19 protein-coding genes and 1 tRNA gene are annotated in these 23,261 nt (G+C 66.4%); 12 read left to right on the top strand and 8 right to left on the bottom strand.

The genetic code is table 11. The annotated features are described in order from the left end of the window. The first annotated feature begins 62 nt into the window (after window positions 1–62). The 5 genes from ACW175_RS18685 to ACW175_RS18705 all read left to right on the top strand — a co-directional run bounded on the left by ACW175_RS18685 (window position 63) and on the right by ACW175_RS18705 (window position 7,478). Entirely contained in the window at window positions 63–3,398 is a 3,336-nt protein-coding gene (locus ACW175_RS18685) for a TonB-dependent receptor domain-containing protein (RefSeq protein ID WP_492101490.1), read from the top strand. A gap of 127 nt (window positions 3,399–3,525) precedes the next feature. Further along, on the top strand, window positions 3,526–4,269 hold the full coding sequence (locus ACW175_RS18690) for a FadR/GntR family transcriptional regulator (RefSeq protein ID WP_492101491.1): 744 nt from the start codon (window positions 3,526–3,528) through the stop codon (window positions 4,267–4,269). Between the two features lie 69 nt (window positions 4,270–4,338). Then, the gene (locus tag ACW175_RS18695; protein ID WP_492101492.1) at window positions 4,339–6,288 is read left to right on the top strand and encodes a sialate O-acetylesterase; all 1,950 of its coding nucleotides are present in this window, start codon (window positions 4,339–4,341) and stop codon (window positions 6,286–6,288) included. A gap of 173 nt (window positions 6,289–6,461) precedes the next feature. Then, window positions 6,462–6,824: a CZB domain-containing protein gene (locus tag ACW175_RS18700; protein WP_492101493.1), complete on the top strand. Its 363-nt coding sequence runs from the start codon at window positions 6,462–6,464 to the stop codon at window positions 6,822–6,824. Window positions 6,825–6,926: 102 nt separating this feature from the next. Further along, entirely contained in the window at window positions 6,927–7,478 is a 552-nt protein-coding gene (locus tag ACW175_RS18705; protein ID WP_492101494.1) for a type 1 glutamine amidotransferase domain-containing protein, read from the top strand. Window positions 7,479–7,622: 144 nt separating this feature from the next. Here ACW175_RS18705 and ACW175_RS18710 read toward each other — a convergent pair. Beyond that, window positions 7,623–7,712 (bottom strand) — tRNA-Ser (locus ACW175_RS18710). A 153-nt stretch (window positions 7,713–7,865) separates the two neighbouring features. Between ACW175_RS18710 and msrA the strand changes: the two genes are divergently transcribed. Beyond that, on the top strand, window positions 7,866–8,543 hold the full coding sequence (msrA, locus tag ACW175_RS18715) for a peptide-methionine (S)-S-oxide reductase MsrA (protein ID WP_492101495.1): 678 nt from the start codon (window positions 7,866–7,868) through the stop codon (window positions 8,541–8,543). Further along, complete coding sequence (locus tag ACW175_RS18720) at window positions 8,543–8,893, top strand: MmcQ/YjbR family DNA-binding protein (protein WP_492101496.1); 351 nt, start codon at window positions 8,543–8,545, stop codon at window positions 8,891–8,893. Before msrA ends, ACW175_RS18720 begins: the two co-directional genes overlap by 1 nt. Here the strand turns inward: ACW175_RS18720 and ACW175_RS18725 are convergent. Next, window positions 8,859–9,533, bottom strand: a complete 675-nt coding sequence (locus ACW175_RS18725; protein ID WP_492101497.1) for a TetR/AcrR family transcriptional regulator — start codon at window positions 9,531–9,533, stop codon at window positions 8,859–8,861. The genes ACW175_RS18720 and ACW175_RS18725 overlap by 35 nt on opposite strands. A 368-nt stretch (window positions 9,534–9,901) precedes the next feature. Here ACW175_RS18725 and ACW175_RS18730 point away from each other — a divergent pair, with 368 nt between their 5' ends. From ACW175_RS18730 to ACW175_RS18740, 3 genes are all read left to right on the top strand, one after another. Further along, window positions 9,902–12,403, top strand: a complete 2,502-nt coding sequence (locus ACW175_RS18730) for a TonB-dependent receptor (RefSeq protein ID WP_492101498.1) — start codon at window positions 9,902–9,904, stop codon at window positions 12,401–12,403. A 157-nt stretch (window positions 12,404–12,560) separates the two neighbouring features. Then, entirely contained in the window at window positions 12,561–14,435 is a 1,875-nt protein-coding gene (locus tag ACW175_RS18735) for a glycoside hydrolase family 2 protein (RefSeq protein WP_492101499.1), read from the top strand. A 185-nt stretch (window positions 14,436–14,620) separates the two neighbouring features. Next, window positions 14,621–15,202: a helix-turn-helix transcriptional regulator gene (locus ACW175_RS18740; protein ID WP_492101500.1), complete on the top strand. Its 582-nt coding sequence runs from the start codon at window positions 14,621–14,623 to the stop codon at window positions 15,200–15,202. Window positions 15,203–15,436: 234 nt separating this feature from the next. On the opposite strand, the gene ACW175_RS18745 is transcribed toward ACW175_RS18740, so the two are convergent. Continuing rightward, window positions 15,437–17,047, bottom strand: a complete 1,611-nt coding sequence (locus ACW175_RS18745) for a sensor histidine kinase (RefSeq protein ID WP_492101501.1) — start codon at window positions 17,045–17,047, stop codon at window positions 15,437–15,439. 63 nt (window positions 17,048–17,110) lie between these two features. Here ACW175_RS18745 and ACW175_RS18750 point away from each other — a divergent pair, with 63 nt between their 5' ends. After that, window positions 17,111–17,734: a response regulator transcription factor gene (locus ACW175_RS18750; protein ID WP_492101502.1), complete on the top strand. Its 624-nt coding sequence runs from the start codon at window positions 17,111–17,113 to the stop codon at window positions 17,732–17,734. A 119-nt stretch (window positions 17,735–17,853) separates the two neighbouring features. Further along, window positions 17,854–18,222: a response regulator gene (locus tag ACW175_RS18755; RefSeq protein WP_492101503.1), complete on the top strand. Its 369-nt coding sequence runs from the start codon at window positions 17,854–17,856 to the stop codon at window positions 18,220–18,222. Here ACW175_RS18755 and ACW175_RS18760 read toward each other — a convergent pair whose 3' ends face one another. From ACW175_RS18760 to ACW175_RS18780, 5 genes are all read right to left on the bottom strand, one after another. Next, window positions 18,223–19,110, bottom strand: coding sequence for a TauD/TfdA dioxygenase family protein (locus tag ACW175_RS18760; RefSeq protein WP_492101504.1), 888 nt, complete (start codon window positions 19,108–19,110; stop codon window positions 18,223–18,225). Between the two features lie 78 nt (window positions 19,111–19,188). Further along, on the bottom strand, window positions 19,189–20,811 hold the full coding sequence (locus ACW175_RS18765) for a glycoside hydrolase family 43 protein (RefSeq protein WP_492101505.1): 1,623 nt from the start codon (window positions 20,809–20,811) through the stop codon (window positions 19,189–19,191). After that, window positions 20,808–22,022 carry an MFS transporter gene (locus tag ACW175_RS18770; RefSeq protein ID WP_492104997.1) on the bottom strand — a complete coding sequence of 405 codons (1,215 nt, stop codon included), beginning with the start codon at window positions 22,020–22,022 and terminating at the stop codon, window positions 20,808–20,810. Before ACW175_RS18770 ends, ACW175_RS18765 begins: the two co-directional genes overlap by 4 nt. A gap of 152 nt (window positions 22,023–22,174) precedes the next feature. Further along, window positions 22,175–22,699 carry a low affinity iron permease family protein gene (locus ACW175_RS18775; RefSeq protein WP_492101506.1) on the bottom strand — a complete coding sequence of 175 codons (525 nt, stop codon included), beginning with the start codon at window positions 22,697–22,699 and terminating at the stop codon, window positions 22,175–22,177. 84 nt (window positions 22,700–22,783) lie between these two features. Then, the gene (locus ACW175_RS18780) at window positions 22,784–23,041 is read right to left on the bottom strand and encodes a hypothetical protein (RefSeq protein WP_492101507.1); all 258 of its coding nucleotides are present in this window, start codon (window positions 23,039–23,041) and stop codon (window positions 22,784–22,786) included. Between the last annotated feature and the right edge of the window lie 220 nt (window positions 23,042–23,261).

A 23,261-nucleotide genomic window follows, 5' to 3' on the forward strand; every position in this document is an offset into this window, starting at 1 on the left:
CAGGGGGTCAACCAAATAGGTAAGCCAAATTTAGAAAATTGGTATTCGGGGAGGATGAAAACATGAACAGCCATCCAAGGCGCGCCGGGGCGCGCGCCATGCTGCTCGCATCGACGTGCCTGGTCATCGGCTCGGGCTTTGGCCAGGCCTTCGCACAGGAAGCGCCGTCACAGGACCAGAGCGCGGCCAAGGGCGCCGACGAGGTCGAGGCCGTGGTCGTCACCGGCTACCGCGCATCCCTGCAGAGCGCGCTGAACATCAAGCGCCAGTCGGATGTGATGGTCGACGCCATCAACGCCGAGGACATCGCCGATTTCCCCGACGCCAACCTCGCCGAGTCGCTGCAGCGCATACCCGGCATCTCCATCGACCGCGACAATGGCGAAGGCCGCACGATCACCGTGCGCGGCCTTGGCGGCGACTTCACGCGGGTGCGCATCAATAACCTCGAGGCGCTGTCGACGGCGGGCACCAACGACACCAACTCCACCGCGATCAATTCCACCCGGACCTTCGACTTCAACGTCTTCGCCTCGGAGCTGTTCAACAGCCTGAAGGTCCGCAAGACCGCCTCGGCCGAGACCGACGAAGGCTCGCTGGGCGCCACGGTCGACCTGCAGACGGGCCGCCCGTTCGACTATCGCAAGGATCGCTACGCGCTCTCGGTCGAGGACGCCTATTACCAGAACGGCAAGCATCACAACCCGCGCCTGGCTGGGCTGTTCTCCAAGCGCTTCGCCGACGGCAAGATGGGCTTCCTGGCCTCCGCCGCCTACTCGACGAAGGACTCCGAAACCGATCAATACCGCCGTCAGATCGTGACCGGCGAATATGTCTATCGCTCGGCGACCTGGGCGACGCTGGAAAACCCACGACGCGCCGGCTTCTCGGCGCCCGCCGGTACGTTGTTCACCAACCGGATCTCAAATCCGACCGCGAGCAACCCCGGCACGGTGTCGGCCACCGCCGCCATCACCAATCCGGCCTATATCGAGGCGGTGACCGGTTCGGACCCAACCGCCTACGCCCTGCTTCACCCGTCGCTGGACGGCTCTCAGATCATCTTCCCCGCCCTGGCCGGCCCCGAGCAACAGGACCTGCACCAAAAGCGCCTTGGCCTCACCGCGGCCTATCAGTGGGATATCTCGTCGCGGACGCGCCTCACCATCGATGGGCTGCATTCGAACCAGAAGAGCACCTCGACGCTGAACCAGTTGCTGCCGTTCGGCCTGAACCGCAACAACACCAATGCGACCTTCGCCACGGCCAACGCCGCGACCGCTCTGGCTTCCAAGCGCGGGCTCTATCCGGGCACCTGCAACTACACGGCCGGCGGGCCTTACGCCTCGCCGATCGACTGCGGGCAGGCGACCTATGGCGGCGCGCTCGTCGCCGGCACGAGCTTCTCGTACAATCCCAACAATTTCGACGTCTACGACTACTACAACTCGCCCGCATCGCCCGGCTATGTCGCCTCCGCCGACGGCCTGGCCATGCGCGCCCAGCAGATCGGCCGCCCGGCGACGGACGTGCTGGCCGCCAACGTCACCAACGGGGTCGCCGACTATCTGCGGCTGCGAAACCTGGACTGGTCGGCGCGCGCGGACCAGGGCAGCTACAACACCACCTTCGACCAGCTCTCGTTCAACCTGACCCACGAGTTCAGCGACCGATTCAAGGTCGACCTCACCTACGGCGCCTCGCGCTCCAAGCTGAATTCCTACGGCAAGATGGCCGAGTGGGGTCAGTTCGATCAGCCGGCGACCTTCACCTATGACGAGCGCGGCGGCGGCGACATGCCGATGTTCGACGCCGGCTTCAACGCCGCGGATCCCAGCCAGTGGACGATCCTCAAGGGGGTCTCCTTTCTGCGCTACCACAAGAAGGTCGTCGAAAACCGCTACAACTCCTGGAAGGCCGACTTCACCTGGGAGCTCAGCGACAACCTGACACTGAAGTTCGGCGGCACCCAGCGCGACTATCGCTTCTCGACCTCTCAGACCGAGCGTCAGAACGTCCAGATCAACCCCACCGAAAAGGAAGCCGGCGTCTCCATCGCCAGCCTCGGCAAGGTCATCAACTTCGGCCAAGGCCTCGACGTGCCCGCAGGCACGACGACCTCGTGGTTTGGCCCGGACATCGAGAAGTTCGACGCCCTGTTCGGCTTCACCTGCGAGTGCATCAACAAGTGGGGCGACTGGCGCCTGACCCAGTTCCGCCAGCAGGGACGCGAGACCTTCGCGGTGCAAGAAAAGACCGAGGGCGCCTACGGCCAGGTCAACTTCAACTATGACTTCCTGGACGGCTGGAACACCTTCGGCAATCTCGGCGTACGGTACGCCAAGACCGACGTCGACTCGACGGGCCGTTCGACCGGCGGTCGGACCGTGCAGGGCGGCAATTCCTATTCGGACATCCTGCCGTCGTTCAACATCGCCATCCGGCCGCGCGACAATCTCTATTTCCGGTTCGGCGCGGCCCAGACCATGTCGCGTCCGACCCTGCAGCAGCTGGCCCCGACCATCACCCAGCTGACGATCCCGGACGGCGGCATGACCTCTGGCGCCACCCTCACCATCGGCAATCCGAAGCTGTCGCCCTTCCGCGCCAACAATTTCGACGCCGCCGTGGAGTGGTACTACGCCGAGGGCGGCCTGATCTCGGTCGCACTGTTCAAGAAGAAGATCGGCTCCTATCCGCAGACCGTGCGCTTCTCCGCGCCGCTGTCGACCTTCCTGGACGCCGAGGGGCTCGCGAGCCTGATCGAGCAGTTCGGCGCCAACAGCGACCAGGCGGCCTATATCCGCGGCGACTACGACGCCACCGCCCGCCAGTTCCGCGACGCCCCCGGCGGGGAGTTGAAGGGCTGGGAGATCAACTACCAGCAGGCCTTCACCTTCCTGCCAGGGCTGCTGAAGAACACGGGCATCCAGCTCAACGCCACCCACATCCAGTCCGAACTCACCTACATCCTGGATCCGGGCACCGACACGACGCCGGCGACCCTGGGCAAGGCCCCCTGGCTCGGCGCGTCGCCCAACGCCCTCAACCTGACGCTCTATTACGAGGACAAGCGCATCAACACGCGGGTCTCCGTGGCCCAACGCGACGGCTACTACACCACCTACCCGCTGGTGGCCGGCGCCTGCGCGCCCGGCGTCGTCGGCGGGGTGGCGTGCGATACGCCTCTGATCAACGATTTCGGCGGTTCCAAGGACACGCTGAACGTCGACTTCTCGTTCAGCTACAAGCTGTCGGACCGGGCGTCGTTCTCGATCGAGGGCCTGAACATGACCAACCAGGCCACCAGCCGGTACTACTACGCCGACAACCCCGTGGCGGCGCTGTACGGCTCGCCCGGGCGGCAGTTCACGATCGGGTTCCGCTTCCGGAACTAGGCCTTGGCCTATCAGGGGTATACCGCTTTGGTTCACCCCTGATAGAACCTTCCCATGGCCTGTCAGCTTGGGCGCGACTCCGAGTCGTCTCGAGTGATCAGGACGTGAGGCAGCGGAGCATCGGCGGATGACCATGGACAGGCCCTACCAACAGGTCGCGAAGCAGATCATCGCGCTCATCGAGTCCGGTGAATTCGCCCCCGGCAGCCGACTGCCCGGCGAGCGCGAACTGGCCGAACGGCTCGGCGTGTCGCGCGTCACCGTGCGGGAGGCCGAGATCGCGCTGGAGGCCCAGGGCTACATCGCCGTCAAGACGGGCTCGGGCGTCTATGTCCGCCCGCGCCGGCAGACCGACCTGTCTCCGCTGACCGAGGTCGACGCGTTCGAGCTGACGACGGTCCGCGCGGTCGTCGAAGCGGAGTCAGCGGCGCTGGCGGCGCTGAACATGGGTCCCGAAGCGCTTGAGCTTCTGGAAGAGACCATGCGGGTGATGGCGGGCAATGACGAGGCGGCCGAAGAGGCCGACGAGCGCTTCCATCTGCTGATCGCCGAGAACAGCGGCAGCCCGATCATCGAGCATTTCGTGCGCACCCTCTGGCGGATGCGCAACGAGGCCCCGCGGGTCGTGCAAGTCTACAGCAACGTCTGCAAGAGCGGGTTCGAGGACCGGATCGAGGAGCACCGGGCCGTCTATGACGCCATCCGCAATCGCGATCCGAACGCGGCGCGCCTGGCGATGCGCGAGCACTTCAGCCGCCTGTTCGAGGCCATGCTGGCGGCCGAGGAGACCGAGGCCATCGTGCAGCTGCGCCGCAAGGCCTTGCAGCATCGCGACCGCTTCAAGCTCTCGGTGCAGCCCGGCGCCGCCTGACGCCCAACACCCTACGGCCCCACAGAGACCTGGCGGACGAACCAGGCCGGCGACGATCGAGGAAACGGAATGAAACGCTTTTCCGCTCTGGCCCTGGCCGGAACCCTGTGGTGCGGGCCCGCCCTGGCCGAAGTTCCCCGCTTCACCAACCTCTTCAGCGATCACGCCGTTCTGCAGCGGGGCGAACCGGTTCGGCTCAGCGGCCGGGCCGACCCCGGCGCCGCGCTGATCATCGAGATCGCCGGCCAGAGCCTGGCGGCGACCGCCGACGCCAGCGGACGCTGGGCGGTGACAACCAAGCCCATGATCGCCGGCGGACCCTATGCGCTCTCAGTCTCCGACGCGCGCGCGCGAACCCAGCTCAACGACGTCATGGTCGGAGAGGTGTGGTTCTGCTCCGGTCAGTCGAACATGGGCCTGAAGCTGCAGGACGCGACCAATGGCGGCAACGAGGTCCGGGACTCGGAAAACCCGCTGCTGCGGTTCACCGACGTCGGCCGCGATGTCGCCGCCCGCCCGCTGGAAGAGGCCAAGGCCGTCAGCGGCTGGACCCTGGCGGCGCCGGCGAGCATCGGACCGGCCTCGGCCGCCTGCTACTTCATGGCCAAGGCGCTGCAGGCCCATTTCGGCGTGACCGTCGGGTTCATCACCTCGACCTGGGGCGGCACCCAGACCCAGGCCTGGATCGGCGAGAGCGGACTGCGGCCGCTCAAGACCTATGACGACGCGCTTGATCGCCTGGCCCTCTACGCCACGGACCGGCAGGCCGGCGAGGCGCGGCAGGCGCGCTATTTCGACGACTGGTGGGCGACTCATGAGCCGGACGCCAAGGCCAAGTCCGCCTGGGCCAAACCCGACTTCGACGACACGCGCTGGAAGCCCGTCCATCCGACAAAGGTCTGGGAGCGTCTGGGCGACCCGGAGTTGACCAGCTTCAACGGCGCGGTGTGGTATCGGACCGCCTTCACCCTGACCAAGGCGCAGGCCGACGGCGCCACGCGCCTGGCCCTGGGCCTGATCGACGACAGCGACACCACCTTCGTCAACGGCGTGCGGGTCGGCGGGATCGAGGGGCGCACCACGCGCCGCGGCTACGCCGTGCCCAAGGGCCTGCTGGTGGCCGGCCGCAACGTCATCGCGGTCCGCGTGCTGGACTCAGGTGGTTCCGGCGGCCTCTACGACAGCGATGATCAGCGCTTCCTGGCCCTGGCGGACGGATCGAAAGTTCCCCTGCCCGAAACGTGGCGCTATCGCGTCTCGGCGCCCCTGGACGCCCTCGGCGATGTTCCGGTGACGCCGTGGGATCCGACCAAGGGCGCGGGCAGCCTCTACAACGCCATGGTCGCGCCCGTGACCGCCTACACCGTCAAAGGGGTCGCCTGGTACCAGGGCGAGTCCAATGTCTATGACCCGGCGGCATTCGGTCGCCTTCTGCCGGCGCTGATCAGCCAATGGCGGACGGCGTTCGGCGTGGTCGATCTGCCCTTCGTGCTCGTGCAGCTTCCCAACTACGGCCCCGTCAGCGACCACGCGGGCGCCTCGAGAACCGCCGAGGTCCGCGAGCGCCAGCGCCTAACCGCCCAGACGCTGGACCGTGTCGGCCTGACCTCGATCATCGACATCGGCGACCGATACGACATCCACCCGGGCCAGAAGACGGTCGCCGGCGGCCGGATGGCCCTGACGGCCCGGCGCGTGGCCTATGGCGAGACGGTGCCGCAAAGCCCCTCCCCCATCGCCGCGACGCGTTCGGGCGACGACCTGATCGTGCGCTTCAAGGACACCGCCAGCGGCCTGCGCACCTACAGCAGCGACACCGCCATCGGCTTCGAGCTCTGCGACGCCGATCAACGCTGCCGCTACACGTCAGCGGTGGCCACGGGCGATCACGTAACCCTGGCCGGCGCCAACCGCCCCGAGATCCGCGCCATCCGCTATGCCTGGAGCGACTCCCCGTTCGTCAACCTGTTCAACAGCGAGGACCTGCCGGTCGGCCCCTTCGAGATCACCGTCGACTAGGAACGACACGCGTGGAGAGCTGAAGGGCGACTAGGGCGACGGGCTTGAGCCGCGCCCAGCGGTCCACAACTGTGGAAAACGCCCCAGAACCTGGGATGAATCGCCGTCCGAAAACCGTTCGGAAACCATGGCGATGGACAATCGGGCGATGATTAAACCCGAGAGGTTTGGCCATGGATTTTCACGAACAAGCACAAGCACACACCCAGATCCGCGAAACGCTCAGCGCGGCGATCAGCGAGCAAGCCCGGCTCGATCCGTCCACTTTCAAAACCGACCGTCTTTGCCCAACCGGCTGTTGGCTGCATGGAGATGGCGCTCGCCGGTGGGCCGGAAACCACGCCTTCCTTGGTCTGCTGGAGGCCCATCGCGACTTCCACGCCAAGGCGGCGGCCGTCGCCGACCAGATCGCCCGCGCGCAATACGCGGAGGCTCAGCGCGCGCTGCGCAACGGCTCGGCTTTCGCCCAGGCCCTGGCGGACCTGAACGCCGCCTTCCGGCGCATGAGAACCGCGGCGACAACGCTCGCGGCCTAGCGTTTATCTCTGAACGACACCTGGGGATCGGTTCGGCGAAGGACGGAACCGGCGCCCGCCGACACCGGTTTCTAGTCTCCCCGTTCCCCAGGAGGCTTACTCATGCCCAATCAAACGCTTTCCGGCCGCAAGATCGCCGTGCTCGCCACCGACGGCTTCGAGCAGTCGGAACTGGAAAAACCCGTCGAGGCCCTGAAGGCCGCTGGGGCCACCGTCGAGGTGGTGTCGCCCAAGTCCGGTGAGATCCAAGGCTGGGAGCACCACGACAAGGGCCGAGCCGTCGCGGTCGACCGCGAACTCGCCGCCGCCAGTCCTCGGGACTACGATGGTCTGGTCCTGCCGGGCGGGGCGATCAATCCCGACGCCCTGCGGCTGGAGCCCCAGGCGATCGAATTCATCAAGCACTTCGTGGCCGCGAAAAAGCCGATCGCGGCGATCTGCCATGGGCCGTGGACCCTGATCAACGCCGGCGCTGTCGAGGGCAAGGAGATGACCTCCTGGCCATCGCTGGAAATCGACCTCAGGAACGCGGGCGCCAAGTGGGTGGACCGTGAGGTGGTCGTCGACGATGGCCTCGTCACCTCGCGCAAGCCCGATGACCTGCCGGCCTTCTGCGCCAAAATGATCGAGGAGTTCGCCGAAGGTCGCCACTAGGGCCTTCGACAGATCGCGATCCGAGCTGGAGAGGGCGAGCCGTAGACGGCTCGGCCTTCTCCAGCCGCCAGTGATCCCGCCTCTGGCGGCGCAGATGCACCGCCTCCCGGCCCGCCAATAAGTTATTGATTTCACTGAAGGTTGTGGCGGTGAGAGAGGGATTCGAACCCTCGATAGAGTTTCCCCTATACACGCGTTCCAGGCGTGCGCCTTCAACCACTCGGCCACCTCACCAGCGCACGACGAGTCGGGGGTGGTTGAGACCCCCGGCGCGGGAAGGCGCGCAATATACTCAGGGACCGGCCGGTAGCAAGCGCGTTCCCGGATGAAACTGGCGAGGCGAGCGTTTATATCGAGGCGCAAGGATTCCCGCCTCGAAAGGCCGTCATGCTGTCGTCGACCAAGACCCCAGAGAAGCTTCGTGAAATGCCCACCGTCGAGACGGCCCTGCCCGGTCGTCCGGAGCCCATTGCGACGGCGGAAACGCACTTCATCAACGGCCATCCGCTGAAGGGTCCCTATCCGGACGGCCTGGAGACGGCGATCCTGGCCATGGGCTGCTTCTGGGGCGTCGAGCGGGTGTTCTGGCGGGTCCCGGGCGTGCATGTGACCGCCGCCGGCTACGCGGCCGGGATCACTCCTAACCCCACCTATGAGGAGGTCTGCACCGGCCGCACGGGGCACACCGAGGTGGTGCTCATCGTATTCGACCCGAAGGTCGTGACCTATGAGGCCCTGCTGAAGACCTTCTGGGAGAACCACGATCCGACCCAGGGCATGCGCCAGGGCGGCGACATCGGCACGCAGTACCGCTCGGGTCTCTATGTCACCAACGACGCGCAAGGCTCCGCCGCCGTGGCGTCGAGGGAATCCTATCAGCAGGCCCTGTCCGCCAAGGGCCTGGGCGACATCACCACCGAGATCGCCGCGGCCGGCCCATTCTACTTCGCCGAGGACTATCACCAGCAGTACCTGGCCAAGAACCCGGCCGGCTATTGCGGCATCGGGGGAACGGGCGTGGTCTGCCCGATCGGCCTGGGTGTAGGCGCGAGCGTCGAGGCCTGATGACCCCCGAGGCGTTCGACAAGGCCTGCCTGGCCCTGCCGGGCGCCACGATGTCCGTTCAGTGGGGCGACGACCATGTCTTCAAGGTCGGCGGCAAGATGTTCGCCGTCCGCGGCGAGGGCGTCACCCTGGGCGGCGGAATTTCGTTCAAGGCCTCGGATGTGGCGTTCGAGGTGCTGACGGAGACCGGCCGCGCCAGACCCGCCCCTTACCTGTCCCGCGCCCGGTGGGTGCATTTCGCGGAATTGTCCGAACTGGACGCCGACGAGGTCGCCGACTGGGTCACGAGCGCTCACGGCCTGGTCGCCGCCAAGCTCACCCGCAAGCTTCGGGCGGAGCTGGGGCTTTAGGGCCGGCCAGGCCCTTCATGGCCAAGGCTTCGATGGCGTCCAGCAGGCGCTGATTGGTCAGCCCCGGCGTCCCCGGGGCCCACTTGGTCAGCCAGATCAGCATGCCGACCATCAGTTGGACCACCAGGGCCGGCTCGCACGGCGCGATGGTGCCGTCGGCCATACCCTCTTCCAGAAATCGCTCCAGCCGCCGGGACAGCCGCGCGGTCCAGGCCTCGATCGCCTGCCGCTGGGTCTGGTCCAGATAGGAACTATCGCCGAAATAGAGCTGCGGTCCGTTGTCGACGGCGTCGTCCAGCAGGGCCTGAAGGAAACGCCGCAGCTTGCACGAACCCGAGCCGCCGTCGGCGTCGACCTTGATCAGGATGGCCTCGAACCGCTCCAGCGACCGCTGGTGGCCGGCATAGGCCAAGGCCTGCTTGTTGGGGAAATAGTAGTAGAGCGCGGCGTCCTTGAGATCGAGAGCGGCGGCGATGTCGGTCATCGTGGCCGCCGCGAAGCCCTTGGCGTTGATGATCTCGATCGCCGCGCGCAGGATCGCCTCGCGCTTCTTCACCGACTTCTGGCTCTGCGCCATCGGCCTGACATCGTCCCCAGGAAGCCGGGGAGTCAGGACCATAGGGTCTCCGCCCTTAGCCAAACGCTGTCTCTCCTCCGCCCGACGCGCACGATTCTTCCGTCGCGCGACTACCGGTGCTCCTGAGCATCACCTGAACGCGTTCTGCTGCAAACCGAAAATTCTAACTTGCGCTAGAATATCGAGATCATATTAAAATCAGCGTCAGTTGCGGACGGATGCAAGCCGTTCGCGCTGGGGCGGAAACATGACGCAAAGCGTCTCTATCCAAGGCCAAGGGCTCGCGACCGCTCTCCGCGGTTCGCGCCGTCGGCCAGGATCGCCCTTCCCTCACGTCAACACATCCGCTCTTCCCCAAAAGAAACCCGCGATTGCTCGAGGCGGGACGGGACGAGTTACGGAAAATAATAAAGAAAAACAGGGAGTTCGTTATGAGAAACGTCCATTTGCTGGGGGTCTCGGCCCTCGCGCTCGCCATCGCCGCGCCCGCCTACGCGCAAACCACCCAGGCTGACGGCAACTCGATCTCGGAAATCGTCGTCACCGCCACCAAGCGGGAACAGACCCTCCAGGACGTGCCGATCTCGGTCGCCGTCACGGGTCAGCAGACCATCGAACGCGCCCAGGTGCGCGACCTCATCGACCTGCAGTCGGTCGTTCCGTCGCTGAAGGTCCAGCAGTTCAACGCCGCGGGCCAGACCAACTTCGTCATCCGCGGCTTCGGCAACGGCAACGGCAACGACGGCATCGAAAGCTCGGTCGGCATCTTCATCGACGGCGTCTATCGCTCGCGTTCGGCCGCCGCCCTCGACGATCTTCCGGAAATCGAACGCGTCGAAGTGCTGCGCGGCCCGCAGTCGACCCTGTTCGGCAAGAACGTCTCGGCCGGCGCGATCAGCATCGTGACCAAGAAGCCGCAGTTCGACTTCGGCGGTAAGGTCGAAGGCACCTACGGCAACTACAACACCCGCCAGATCAAGGGCACGATCACCGGCCCGCTCAGCGAGACTTTGGCGGTGCGCCTGTCGGGCAGCCTGAACAAGCGCGACGGCTACTTCACCAACCTGACCACCGGCGCCGACGTCAACGACCGCGACCGCTGGTCGATCCGCGGCGACCTGCTGTGGGAACCGACCGACAAGACCTCGTTCCGCGTCATCGCCGACTACAACAAGATCAACGAGACCTGCTGCGGCGTGACCTCGATCTTCAACGGTCCGGCCACCCTGGCCATCGGCGGCTTGCTGAAGAAGCCGATCAGCGACACCACCAAGATCTTCGACCGCGACGTCATCTTCAACACCGACCCCGAGAACAAGCTGTCGGGCAAGGGCGTCTCGGGCCAACTCGACCATGACCTCGGCTTCGCCAAGCTGACCGCGATCACGGCCTATCGGAACCAGAAGAACGCTTCGTTCCAGGACATCGACTTCACCGGCGCGGACATCTCCAACAACCGCACGGCCAACACCATCAAGACCTTCACCCAGGAAGTGCGCCTGGCGTCGAGCGGCGACGGCCCGTTCAACTGGCTGATCGGCGGTTTCTACCAGAATGAAAAGCTGGATACCGGCCGCACCGTCACCTACGGCAACGACATCCGCGCGTTCGCCGAAGCGCTGTCGGGCGCGGTTCCCGCCACGCTGCTGGGCGCCCTGCCCGCCACGCTGCGCCCGGCCCTGACCGGCCGGTCGAACCTGTACGCCCTGGAGTTCCTGCAGAGCCTGGCCACCCCGACCCTGGTGCGCCCCGGCCTGACCTACTTCCAGCCCGGTCAAGGCATCAACGACTATTACAAGATGAAGCAGGAGTCGTACTCGCTGTTCAGCCAGTTCGACTACAAGGTCACCGAAAAGCTGACCCTGACCGGCGGCCTCGCCTATATGAACGACACCAAGAAGGCCCGCTCGAACGTCACCTTGAACGATCCGTTCTCGTCGCTGAACCTGGGCGCCGTGCCGCAGTTCCCCGCCCTGGGCCTGCCGGGCAACCTTTATAGCGCCCTGGGCGCCCTGCAGTTCTTCTACGGCAACGACCCGACCCACGCCCCGACCAACTATCCGAACGCCACCGAGTCCGGCCAACTGAAGGGCGACAAGGTCACCTACGCCGTCCGCGCGGCCTATGACTTCGGCGCCATCAACGCCTATGCCAGCTACTCCACCGGCTGGAAGGCCGGCGCCTTCAACCTGTCGTCGGACAGCCGTCCGCCGAACGCCAACGGCGTGGGCCGCACCGCCCAGCCGGAAAACGTCAACGTCTACGAACTGGGCGTGAAGGCCAGCTTCCCGGGCGGTTACGCCAACATCGCGGCCTTCAAGCAGTCGATCAAAGGCTTCCAGTCGAACGCCTTCACCGGCCTCGGCTACAGCCTGGTCAACGCGGGTGAGGAGTCGGTGAAGGGCTTCGAGGTCGATAGCGCCTGGCGTCCGGTCCAATGGCTGAACCTGGCCGCTTCGGTCACCTATCTCGATCCGAAGTACGACAGCTTCTCCGGCGCGGCCTGCGTGACCTTCGACACCGTCCGCTGCCCGGTCGACCCGACCACCGGCCGTCGCCCGAACTTCCGCAACCTGACGGGCGACACCCCGGCGGGTATCGCCAAGTGGTCGTTCTCGACCTCGGCGACGATCAATCACGACATCACCGAGAACTGGCAGGGCTATGCGCGCGTGGAATACGACCACAGCAGCAAGGTCCAGCTGACGGAAACCGTCTCGCCAGACCTGGCCAGCTACGGCACCGACGTCGTCAACGCCAGCATCGGTGCGATCCAGACCGCCGGCCAACTGGAAATCGGCCTGTGGGCCCGCAACCTGACCAACGACAAAAGCCTGATCTCGGCCTTCCCGACGGTGGCCCAGGACGGCAGCTACAGCGGCTATCCGAACGCGCCGCGCACCTACGGCCTGACGGTTCGCAAGAGCTTCTAAGCCAAGCTGATGAGGGCGGCCCGGTCTCAGGACCCGGCCGCCCTTTTCTTATGCAAAGTGGCCTGACCACCTTTCCTTGCGCCCTGGCCACTGGCCGTGCTTCAACCTTCTCACAAGGCCGAACGGCCACCCGAATGGGTCTATGGGAGGATAGGCGATGGAAACGCGATTGAAGGCTCTGATCGGCGCGGCGTGCGCCTTGGTCCTGCTGGCCCCGCTGTGCGCGTCAGCCTCCTCTCCCACCCTGACCCGAGCCGACAACCGCGACGGCCAGGACCTCTCGGGGACCTGGCGCTATTCGGTCGATCCCTATCGCGACGGCTTGGCCGGCTTCCACCGGGGCCCGCCCGGCGAAGGCCACCGCCGCTACGACGACGTCGATGTCGACGCGGTGACCAAGGCCAGGCCCAACGCCCTCTACGAATACGACATGGACCGCTCGCCCACGGCCACCTTGCCCCAGGGCTGGGTCGGGCACGATCCGTCCTTGCGCTACTACCAGGGCCTGATGTGGTACGAGCGGCGCTTCGACGCCCCGGTCCTGAAGCCCGGCCAACGCGCCTTCCTGCGCTTCGAGGCGGTCAACTACACCGCCAAGGTGTTCCTGAACGGCAAGAGCGTCGGCGAACACGAGGGCGGCTTCACCCCCTTCTCGCTGGAAGTCACCGAGACCTTGAGGGCCAACAACAACCAGGTCACGGTCGGCGTCGATTCCACGCCCCAGGCCGACGGCGTGCCGCCGCCGGTGACCGACTGGGAGAACTACGGCGGCATTACCCGGCCGATGCGCCTGGTCATCACGCCCGGCACCTTCGTGGACGAAGCCTGGGTGCGCCTGACCAAGGACGGCAGGATCGTCGCCACCGTGAAGCTGGACGGCGCGCGGGCCGCCAGCCAGGAGGTGCATGTCCGCATCCCCGAGCTGGGCCTGGACGTCTCCGGCAAGACCGACGCCGGCGGCGTCCTCAACGCCTCGACCGCCGCGCCCAAGAGCCTGGTCCGCTGGTCGCCCGAGACGCCCAAGCTCTACGACGTCGTCGTCCAGACCGGCGAGGACCGGCTGACCGACCGGGTCGGCCTGCGCACCATCGAGACCAAGGGCAGCCAGATCCTGCTCAACGGCAAGCCGATCTTCCTGCGCGGCATCTCGGTCCACGAGGAGGAGTTCGGCGACAACCCCGCCCGCACCATCACCGAGGCCGGAGCCCGCGCCCTGCTGGCCGAGGTCAAGGAGGGCCTGCACGGCAACTTCGTCCGCCTGGCCCACTATCCGCACAGCGAGATCACGACCCGCGTCGCCGACGAGATGGGTCTGCTGGTCTGGAGCGAGATCCCTGTCTACTGGCTGGTTGACTTCGGCAATCCGCGCACCCTGGCCCTGGCCAGAGGGATGCTGGCCGACAACATCCGCCGCGATCGCAACCGCGCCTCGATCATCATGTGGAGCGTGGCCAACGAGACGCCGATCACCGATCCGCGCAACACCTTCCTCTACCAGCTGGTCGACGACGTCAGGGCGTTGGACGACAGCCGCCTGGTCACCGCCGCCCTGCTGACGGCGCGCAAGACCAACAACGGTGTCGTCGAGATGGGCCTCAACGACCCGCTGGCCGACAAGCTCGATGTGCTGGCCGCCAACACCTATAACGGCTGGTACACCGACGACACGCTCGACAGCCTGCCGGCCATGACCTGGAAGGCCACGGACAAGCCGATGGTGTTCTCGGAATTCGGCGCCGACGCCCTGTCCGGCTTCAGCGACCCGGTGCTGATGCGCAAGTTCTCCGAGGACTTCCAGAAGAAGTACTACGAGAAGACCCTGGCCATGGCCGCCAAGGTCCCGACCCTGGCCGGCATGTCGCCCTGGATCCTCAAGGACTTCCGCAGCCCCCGGCGCCAGAATCCGATCTATCAGGAGGGCTGGAATCGCAAGGGCCTGGTCTCGCCGACCGGACGGCGCAAACCGGCGTTCTTCGTGCTGCAGGGCTTCTACAAGCAGAAAGAAGCCGGCCAAAAGGTCGACGGGAAATAAGGATCGGGGTCGCCGACCGCCCCAGCGTGGCGGCCGGCGACGCTAACCATACTCTCGTATAGGTGCGACAGACCAACGCAGGTCCCGGCCAAGCCTTCGTTGAATGGTCCCCGAAACGGGGATGGAGAACACTGATCGTCGAAACACGGAGCCCTCTCCCCCGGGGCACAACGGAGATCGACGCCATGTCCTACCAACCCGCCAACCGCGTTTTCGAGACCGCCTCCACCCGCTTCGACGGCATCATCGCCGGTCAGGTCCTGGGCGACGAGGTCGGCGCCTTCGCGCCGGACCTGAAGGACATCCTGGCCCGCGCCGAACGCTCGATCGGCAACGACCTGGACGCCACCCGCGCTCTGCTGGCCACGGCCAGCGCCATGGTCGCCCAGGCCGCCGAGACCCACGGCCGACCTCGTGAGGTCAGCCTGGGCGGCCTCGCCCCCTGGCAGGCCAAGCGGGTCAGCGCCCATATCGACGCCAATCTGGGCGACACCATACCGGTCTCGAACCTGGCCGATCTGGTCACGCTGAGCGCCGGCCACTTCAGCCGCGCCTTCAAGCAGACCTTCGGCGACACCCCGCACGGACACGTGATGCGCCGACGGGTCGAGACCGCCAAGGCGATGATGCTGAAGAGCGCCGAACCCCTCAGCCAGATCGCCTATCTGTGTGGCTTCGCCGACCAGGCCCACTTCTCGCGGACCTTCCGCAAACTGGCTGGCGAGACACCCCTGGCTTGGCGTCGAGCCCACTACGCGGCGGCCTGACATCCCTGCAAACGACTGCGCCCGTTTGTCGCACCCGTAAGCTAACCTGGGCGTTGCCATTTTTACGGGACTCGCCGAGAATTCCGGGACTCGGCGCACCCCACCGCGTCCGACACCTTTCAAGAGCCGGCTGGCCCCGCCTCGCGCGGGACCAGCCGGCTTCATTTAAGGCATAGCGTTTGCCCTGCCCGTGGCGATGACGCCGGGATAGTGGGTTTTAGCTGATCTGGGTTTCTAAGCGGCAGGCAGGACCACGCGGAACAAGGCTCCACCGCCCGGCGCGGTCTCCACGGCGATTCCGCCACCGTGGGCCTCCACGATCGATTTGCTGATCGACAGGCCCATGCCCATTCCCGCCGCCTTGGTCGAGTGGAACGCCTTGAACAGGCTCTGCACGTCCTCCGCGGCGACGCCTGGACCCGTGTCGGCCACCTCCATCACCACCTGCTCGCCGTCGCGCCGCGTGGAGAGGGTCAGGTCGCGCACCGTCGTCGCGCCGCCGCCCATCGCCTGGATCCCGTTCATGGCCAGGTTGATGACCACCTGCTGCAACTGCACCCGATCGCCCCGGATCTCGCCGACGTCCGGCGACAGGGCCAGGACCAGTCGGACGTCGTGCGCCGCCAGCTCGCGCCTCAGCAGTAGCGCGGCGTCCTCGATCGCCGCGTTCAGCGCCACTGGCGCGCGCTGCGGATCCTTGTTCGAGGCCAGAGCGCGGATGCGGCTGATGATGTCCGAGGCCCGTTGCCCCTCGACAATCATCCGACTCATGGCGGCGCGGGCCTCCTCAAGGTCGGGCTCGGCGCGATTGATCCACCGCAGCCCGGCCTCGCCGTTGGTGACGATGGCGGCCAGGGGCTGGTTGACCTCATGAGCGATCGAGGCGGTCAGCTCGCCCAGGGTCGAGACCCGGGCGGCGTGGGCGAGGTCGGCCTCGGCCTTGCGCAAGGCGTCCTGGGCCGCCAGCCGATCGCTGATGTCGACGATCCCGACCAGCACCGTCCCCCGCTTGACCCCGTCCCGGGGGTAGCAGGTGGTGAACAGGGCGTCGAACTCGGTCCCGTCCGCCTTGTGGAACCGCGCCTCGGCCTCGTAGCTGTGCCGCCGCTCCAGCGCCGCGAAGACGCTCTCGGCGAACACGCCCTCGCTGGACCGGGGCCAGAACCGCGACACAGAACCCAGCAGCTCTTCGCGCGGCGCGCCGAACAGCGAGACGGACTTGTCGTTGACGTCGACCACATTCGAGACCTCGATCATCCGCCGGACGACCTCCGGATGGGCCGCGACATGGGCGCGGAGATCGGTCACGCCTTGCCCTTGCAGCTCCGCCAGCATCTGGCTCAGGCCGTTGAAGTCCAGCTCCCAGAACGACACCGCCATGGCGCGGAAGACGTTGCTGTAGCGGTATTCGCTGTATTTCAGCGCGAGCGCCGCCCGATGCGCGGCCGTGACGTCGCGGCCGGTCTCCAGGACTTCGACGGGGGCGCCATCCGCGTCTCGACGCAGAGTCCAGCGGCCGTCGACGACCACGGTCTCGCCGGCGGCCGTGGTCCGCGTCAGCTCGCCCTCCCAGTGGCCGGTCTCGATCAGCTGGGCCTTGATCGCCGCGATCTCGGCTGGATAGCGCGTCGCCAAGAGCACGCCGGGATCACGGCCCACGGCGTCCTCGCGCGCATGGCCGTACAGCGCCGACGCGCCGCGATTCCAGAATGTGATCCGACCCTCAAGATCGCTGACGAAGATGGCGTCGTGGGCCGCGTCCAGCATCTCGGCCAGGTCCTGGCGCCTGCGCTCGATATCTTCGGAGGCCGCCAAGGCGAACATCGCGGACGAACTGTCGATCATGCGGCCCTGTCTCCCATGGCCTTTATTGACGAGGCCGCGCGTCTGGTCCAGCTAACGAGAACAATGGTCACCCAAACCGTCCATATCGTCGATGACGACAGCGCTTTGCGCGAGGCGCTGGGCAGCCTGTTCCGTTCGGTTGGCCTGGAAACGAAGGCGTTCGGCAACGCCCAGGAGTTCCTGCAATCGGGCCACGCCCACGAGGCCGGGTGCCTGGTGCTGGACGTCCGCCTGCCGGGTCTCTCCGGCCTCGATTTCCAGGAGAAGCTGGCGGCCGCCGACATCCGCATGCCGATCGTGTTGATGACCGGCCACGGCGACATCCCGATGAGCGTGCGCGGCATGAAGGCCGGAGCCGTGGACTTCCTGACCAAGCCCTTCCGCGACCAGGACATGCTGGACGCCGTCGCCGCGGCCCTGGAACGCGACCAGGCCTCCCGCGCCCAGCAGGGCGGCCTCGACGACCTGCGCGCCCTCTACGAGACGCTGAGTGTGCGTGAGAAACAGGTCATGGCCCTGGTCGCCAGCGGCCTGATGAACAAGCAAGCCGCCCACCAGCTGGGCCTCTCCGAGATCACCGTGAAGATCCACCGCGGCAACCTGATGCGGAAGATGGAGGCCAGGAGTCTGGCCGACCTGGTCCGCATGGCCGAGGCGCTCAAGCTGCGGCCCCAAGACCCATCGTGACGGGCCGTCTTGAACGATCCATGCGCGAGGCCACACAAACCTCCGTATAATTCCCGCGACCGCGGTTATCGGGCACTGGTCATGACGCGGCCCGCCGTCGCGCGTTCAAGGATTCTGTTTTGCCCTCCTCCCCGCTCATCTGTGTCGTCGACGACGACGACTCGGTTCGCGTCTCGCTGGAGGGGCTGCTGCGATCGCTGGGCCACCGCGTCCAGGCGTTCGAAAGCGCCACGGCCTTCATGGCCTCGGCCGCGCGGGGCCAGGCCGACTGCGTGATCAGCGACCTTCAGATGCCCGGCATGACCGGCGTCGAGATGAAGGAGGCGATGACCGCGGCGGGCGAGAAAACCCCGGTGATCCTGGTCACCGCCTTCGCCGACGACATCCAGAAGCTCCGCGCCGAGAAGGCGGGCGTGACCTGCTTCCTGCCCAAGCCGTTCAACGGCGAGAAGCTGATCGACTGCTTGAACCGGGCTCTGATCGGGTGATCAGAACGGCTTGTCGCCCTTGATCGTCACGCGCTCGACGATCCGTTCCTGGGGCCAGTAGTCGAGGATCGCGTAGTGCTGGGTGGCGCGGTTGTCCCAGAAGACGATGGCGTTCGGCGTCCAGCGGAAGCGGACCTGATATTCGGGCGACTTCACGCGGTCCAGCAGGTCAGCCAGCAGCGCCTTGGCCTCGTCCTCGGGCAAACCGAGGATCCGGGTGGTGAAGACCTTGTTGACGAACAGATGCTTGTCGCCGGTCTCCGGATGGGTGCGGACCACCGGATGGACCATCGGCGGATAGGCGGCGCGCAGTTCCTGGCGCTTGGCCTCGTCGACGCGATAGCCGTAGCTCTGGATGATGTCGTGCTCGGCCGTGAGGGTCGCCAGCTTGTCCTTCAGGGCCTGCGGCAGGTCGGCATAGATCGCGGCGGTGTCCGCGAACAGGGTGTCGCCGCCCAGCGGCGGCATGTGCCGCATCCGCAGCACCCCGCCCATCGACGGCGCCTCGCGGAAGGTGACGTCGGTGTGCCACTTGTTGGCCGCGCGGACGAGCGGCACGATTTCCTCGCGTAGCTTCATGCCGTCGGCGGCCTCGATGTGCAGGATTTCCGGGAAGCCCGGCACGTGGGCGGTGACCGGATGCCCCTCCAGCTCGCCGAAGTACCGGCCGAAGCGGACGTGGTCCTCGTAGGAAATGTCCTGGTCGCGGAAGAACACCACCTTGTGGCGCAACAGGGCCGCGCGGATCGCCGCGACGATCTCGGGCGTGAGCGGCTGGGTCAGGTCGAGACCGGATATCTCGGCCCCCAGCACCGTGCTGACGGGCGTGACGGTCAGGCCGGCGTAAAGGGCGGCGTCGCGTTCGGAGATCGAGACCGGAGCGTTCATGGCGTCCTCCCTGGACTTTCCAGAACCCTACGACCGAACGCCGATCGCTCAATTCACAATTTCTAGGGCTGGCCCCAGTTAGAGAGAATAGTCGCGTTCCTCGTAGTCGAACCAGTCGAAGTCGGCCGGCGCCGCGGTTCCGGAGGTATCCTGGCAAGCCATGCCGACGAAGGCGCCGGTGAAGTTCGGCGCGCCCGGCGCGGTGGCCTCGTCCGACAGGATCGAGGCGTCGAACGTCTCCGGTAGCCAGTTCCAGGCGTCCCGACCCTGCCGGTAGCCGAACCGCAGGCGCTCTAAATCGACCTCGACCCGAAGTTCGATCGGGCCGGCGGCCAACGGGATCGGGGTGGTGAAACTATCGGACTGCGGGCTGTCGGGACTGCAGCTCATCACCCGCAGGTGCTTGCCGATCGCGTCGTCGTGGCTGACGTACAGATAGTGCAGCTTGCAGCCGTTGTAGTAGCAGATCAGCCCCGCGGCCTGCTGAAAGTGCTCGGGCTCGAAGTCCAGCACCGTGGCTGCCGAGTAGCAGTGCGCCTGCTGCCGGCGAGCGACCAGGGCCTGGCGGAAGACGCTGCCCAAGCTCTCTCGACCGTAGAGGCGCAAGGTGCCCGGCTTGGCGGTCAGGCTGAACAGGTCTTCGGGATAGGGCGTCCGCAGCCACTGGAAGTCGATCGGCAGCTCGGGACCGTCGAAGTCGGCGCGCACCGGCGTGGCGGGCCAGTTGTGTTCCGGCAGATCCGGCGCGGGCGTTTCCAGCGTCGGGTCGCCGGAGCCGTCCAAGGTGCGCGGCCAGCCGTGCTCGCCCCAGACCAGCTTCTGGATCGCCGTCTCGCGCCCCAGCGGGCAGCGGCCGCGATTGGGCAGCGGCCGACCGACCAGATAGACGGCGTAGGTCTCGCCGTCGGCGGTCTCCACCAGGTCGCCGTGGCCGGCGCGCTGCAGCGCCACGTGCGGGCGGTCGCGCGACGTCAGGAGATAGGTGTCGGGGTGCAGGTCGTAGGGGCCGTCGAGGCCGCGCGACCGGGCCAGGGTCATGGTGTGCCCCCAGCCGGTGCCGCCCTCGGCCGTGACCAGATAGTACCAGCCGTCGCGCTTGTAGAGGTGCGGCGCCTCGGTCAGGCCGATCGGCGTGCCTTCGAAGATCACCTTGCGCGGACCGACCAGCTTGCCCTGGGCGACCGAAAACTCCTGCAGCACGATGCCGGCGAAGCGGCTCTTGCCGGGCCGATGGTCCCACAGCTGGTTGACGAGCCACTTGCGGCCGTCGTCGTCGTGGAACAGCGACGGGTCGAAGCCGGAGCTGTTCAGATAGACCGGATCCGACCACGGGCCGTCGATGCTGTCGGCCGTGACCAGGTAGTTGTGGAAGTCGCGCAGGCTGGCGCCCGACGCGCCGCCGACGGTCGTCCGGCCGTAGCGCTTCACGTCGGTGAAGATCAGCCAGAACTTGCCGTCGGCATGGGTCAGGCAGGGCGCCCAGACGCCGCAGCTATCGGGATCGCCCCGCATGTCAAGCTGGCTGGGTCGGGTCAGCGGCCGGGTCAGCAGGCGCCAATTCCTCAGGTCCCGCGAATGATGGATCTGGACGCCCGGGAACCACTCGAAGGTCGATGTGGCGACGTAGTAGTCCTCGCCCACCCGCACGATCGACGGGTCCGGATTGAAGCCGCGAAGGATCGGGTTCTGGATCACGCTCATACTCTTACCTCAGGCGCGGCGCGGTCCTTGACCAGCGTCCACAGCAGAACCGCCCCGGCGATGTCGAGCACGCCCAGCGCCACGAAGAACGGGTCGTAGCCGATCGTCGTCACCAGGCCGCCGATCATAAGGGAAAAGATCAGCAAGCCCAGATTGCCCATCATACCGGCCAGCCCCGCCACGGTGGCGACCTCGTCGCGACGGAAGAGATCCGAGGCCATGGTGATGACGGTGACCGACAGGGTCTGGTGGGCGAAGCCGCCCAGGCACAGCAGGGCGATGGCGGCGTAGGCGCTCTCGACCTTGCCGACGAAGATCATGCCGGTCATGAGGACCGCGCCCAGCGTGAAGGCGATGCGGCGGGCGTTGATCAACGACACGCCGCGCTTCTGCAGGAAATGCGCGATCACCGGCCCGGCCAGGCAGCCCAGGTCGGCGGCCACGAACGGCATCCAGGCGAACAGGGCGATCTGCTTGAGATCGAAACCGCGCGTCTGCGACAGATACAGCGGCACCCAGAACGACAGCGTGCCCCAGGTCGGGTCGGCCAGGAAGCGCGGCAAGGCTATGCCCCAGAACTGGCCCTGCTTGAGGATCGAGACGATCGACGGCTTGGTCCCGGCGGCGGCCAGGTGAGTCTCCTGGCCGGCGGCGATCTGGGCGCGCTCCTCGTCGGTCATCGACGGGTGCCGCTCGGGCGAGCGATAGAATGTCAGCCACAGCACCACCCAGACCAGGCCGAAGGCGCCGGTCAGCACGAAGGCCGCCCGCCAGTTCCAAGCCAGCACGGCCCAGACCACCAGCGGCGGCGCCAGCACCGAACCGATCGAGGCGCCGATGTTGAACACCCCGCCGGCGAAGCCGCGCTCCTTGGCCGGGAACCAGGTCGCAACGGTCTTCATGCCCGCCGGTTGGGCCGAACCCTCGGCAAGACCCAGGAAGCCGCGCAGGAAGGCAAAGCCCTGCCAGTTGTGGACCAGCCCGTGGGCCATGGCGATCAGCGACCAGGCGGCGGCGAAGACCGCGAAGCCGGTGCGCAGGCCCAGGGTGTCGAGCACATAGCCGCAGAAAGGCTGCAGCATGATCCCCAGCTGAAAGGCACCGGTGATCCAAGAATACTCCTTCACGGAGATATCCAGGTCCTTCATCACCGTCGGGGCGGCGATTCCCATGGTCGAGCGGGTCAGGTAGTTGACGATCGCGCCGAGCATGACCAGGCCGATGATCCACCAGCGCAGGGCCCTGAGCTTTGGAAAAGAGACTTTCGGCAAGGCGGCTCTCCCCGTCGGGCGCCTAGATCCGCCCGTTCGATGGTACCGCTATCGTCGTTGAGGTCTGACGTCCACCCCGCCGTGGTCTGATATCACCCGGCCTTTTTGGGCGCGGCGTGACCGGCCGCCGGGGCCTTGGCGCGGCTAGTGGCGCGAGCGGTGACGGGCGGGGCCTTCTTGGCGGACTTGGCGGACGCCTTGTCCTTGGAGCGGGCCTTGAGACGGGCGTGCTTCTCGGCCGCCACCTTCTGGAAGGCTTGCATATGCTGGTCCGCCCGCTGCTGGCAGTGGGCGTGCATGGTCTCGAGTTCCTTGTCGGTCAGCTTCTCGATGCCGATGAAATTGTCCTCGGCCGCTGTGGTGGCCCGGATAAGCTCGTCCAGCTTGGTTTGCAGGGCCACGCCGTCGCGGTTCTGGGTGTTCTGGATCAGGAACACCATCAGGAAGGTGATGATCGTGGTGCCGGTGTTGATCACCAGTTGCCAGGTCTCGGAGAACTTGAAGATCGGCCCCGTCACCGCCCACAGCACGACGAGGGCGACGCAGATCAGGAACGCGGGCGGACTGCCCGTGGCGCGGGCCGTGACGTTGGCGAACTTGGCGAACAGCTTGTCCACGCGGCGACCTCCGGAGCCTTCCGCGGAAGGCTCCATCTCTTGGGGTTCGAGCACGCTATGTGCTCGCGATCGCCCCGGTAACGCCTAGACGGGCGCGGAGGCTCCGCGTTGCGGCATAGGTTGATGTGGGACCTGGGAGCCGCGTCGCTCGACCTCGCCGACGAAGCGGTCCTTGCCGTCCTCCGCGGCGGCCGGCTCCCAGACGAAGACACCGACACAGTCGTGCTCCGCCGCGACTTCGACCGCCAGCGCCAGGGCTTCGAGGTCATTCCGGGCGGCGTTGGCGATGAAGGTCAGGGACACGCCATCGGCCCGACGCGGGTAGAAGAGGTACGTAGGCACGACACGGACTCCTGCCTTTCGAGCGGGAGTGAAGCCTAGGCTTCGTCTCTCAGTCACCAGCGCTCGAACAGGATGTGCTGGTGATGACTACAGATTAACACCCCGATTTGGGGAGCGCGAACAAATATGGCCAAGTCAGGCCATAAATGTTTGTCGTAAACCCGACATTCGCGAACACGTAAGTGCTATAAACCATCGAAATACACCAGGAATGCGAAGG

The organism is Caulobacter sp. FV1ye6ST, from assembly GCF_058681225.1.

Bases quoted from the DNA above. Each gene is read 5' to 3' on its own strand.
- ACW175_RS18685 (WP_492101490.1), top strand. From the start codon at position 63: ATGAACAGCCATCCAAGGCGCGCCGGGGCGCGCGCCATGCTGCTCGCA.
- ACW175_RS18690 (WP_492101491.1), top strand. From the start codon at position 3,526: ATGACCATGGACAGGCCCTACCAACAGGTCGCGAAGCAGATCATCGCG.
- ACW175_RS18695 (WP_492101492.1), top strand. From the start codon at position 4,339: ATGAAACGCTTTTCCGCTCTGGCCCTGGCCGGAACCCTGTGGTGCGGG.
- ACW175_RS18700 (WP_492101493.1), top strand. From the start codon at position 6,462: ATGGATTTTCACGAACAAGCACAAGCACACACCCAGATCCGCGAAACG.
- ACW175_RS18705 (WP_492101494.1), top strand. From the start codon at position 6,927: ATGCCCAATCAAACGCTTTCCGGCCGCAAGATCGCCGTGCTCGCCACC.
- msrA (WP_492101495.1), top strand. From the start codon at position 7,866: ATGCTGTCGTCGACCAAGACCCCAGAGAAGCTTCGTGAAATGCCCACC.
- ACW175_RS18720 (WP_492101496.1), top strand. From the start codon at position 8,543: ATGACCCCCGAGGCGTTCGACAAGGCCTGCCTGGCCCTGCCGGGCGCC.
- ACW175_RS18730 (WP_492101498.1), top strand. From the start codon at position 9,902: ATGAGAAACGTCCATTTGCTGGGGGTCTCGGCCCTCGCGCTCGCCATC.
- ACW175_RS18735 (WP_492101499.1), top strand. From the start codon at position 12,561: ATGGAAACGCGATTGAAGGCTCTGATCGGCGCGGCGTGCGCCTTGGTC.
- ACW175_RS18740 (WP_492101500.1), top strand. From the start codon at position 14,621: ATGTCCTACCAACCCGCCAACCGCGTTTTCGAGACCGCCTCCACCCGC.
- ACW175_RS18745 (WP_492101501.1), bottom strand. From the start codon at position 17,047: ATGATCGACAGTTCGTCCGCGATGTTCGCCTTGGCGGCCTCCGAAGAT.
- ACW175_RS18750 (WP_492101502.1), top strand. From the start codon at position 17,111: ATGGTCACCCAAACCGTCCATATCGTCGATGACGACAGCGCTTTGCGC.
- ACW175_RS18760 (WP_492101504.1), bottom strand. From the start codon at position 19,110: ATGAACGCTCCGGTCTCGATCTCCGAACGCGACGCCGCCCTTTACGCC.
- ACW175_RS18765 (WP_492101505.1), bottom strand. From the start codon at position 20,811: ATGAGCGTGATCCAGAACCCGATCCTTCGCGGCTTCAATCCGGACCCG.
- ACW175_RS18770 (WP_492104997.1), bottom strand. From the start codon at position 22,022: ATGCTCGGCGCGATCGTCAACTACCTGACCCGCTCGACCATGGGAATC.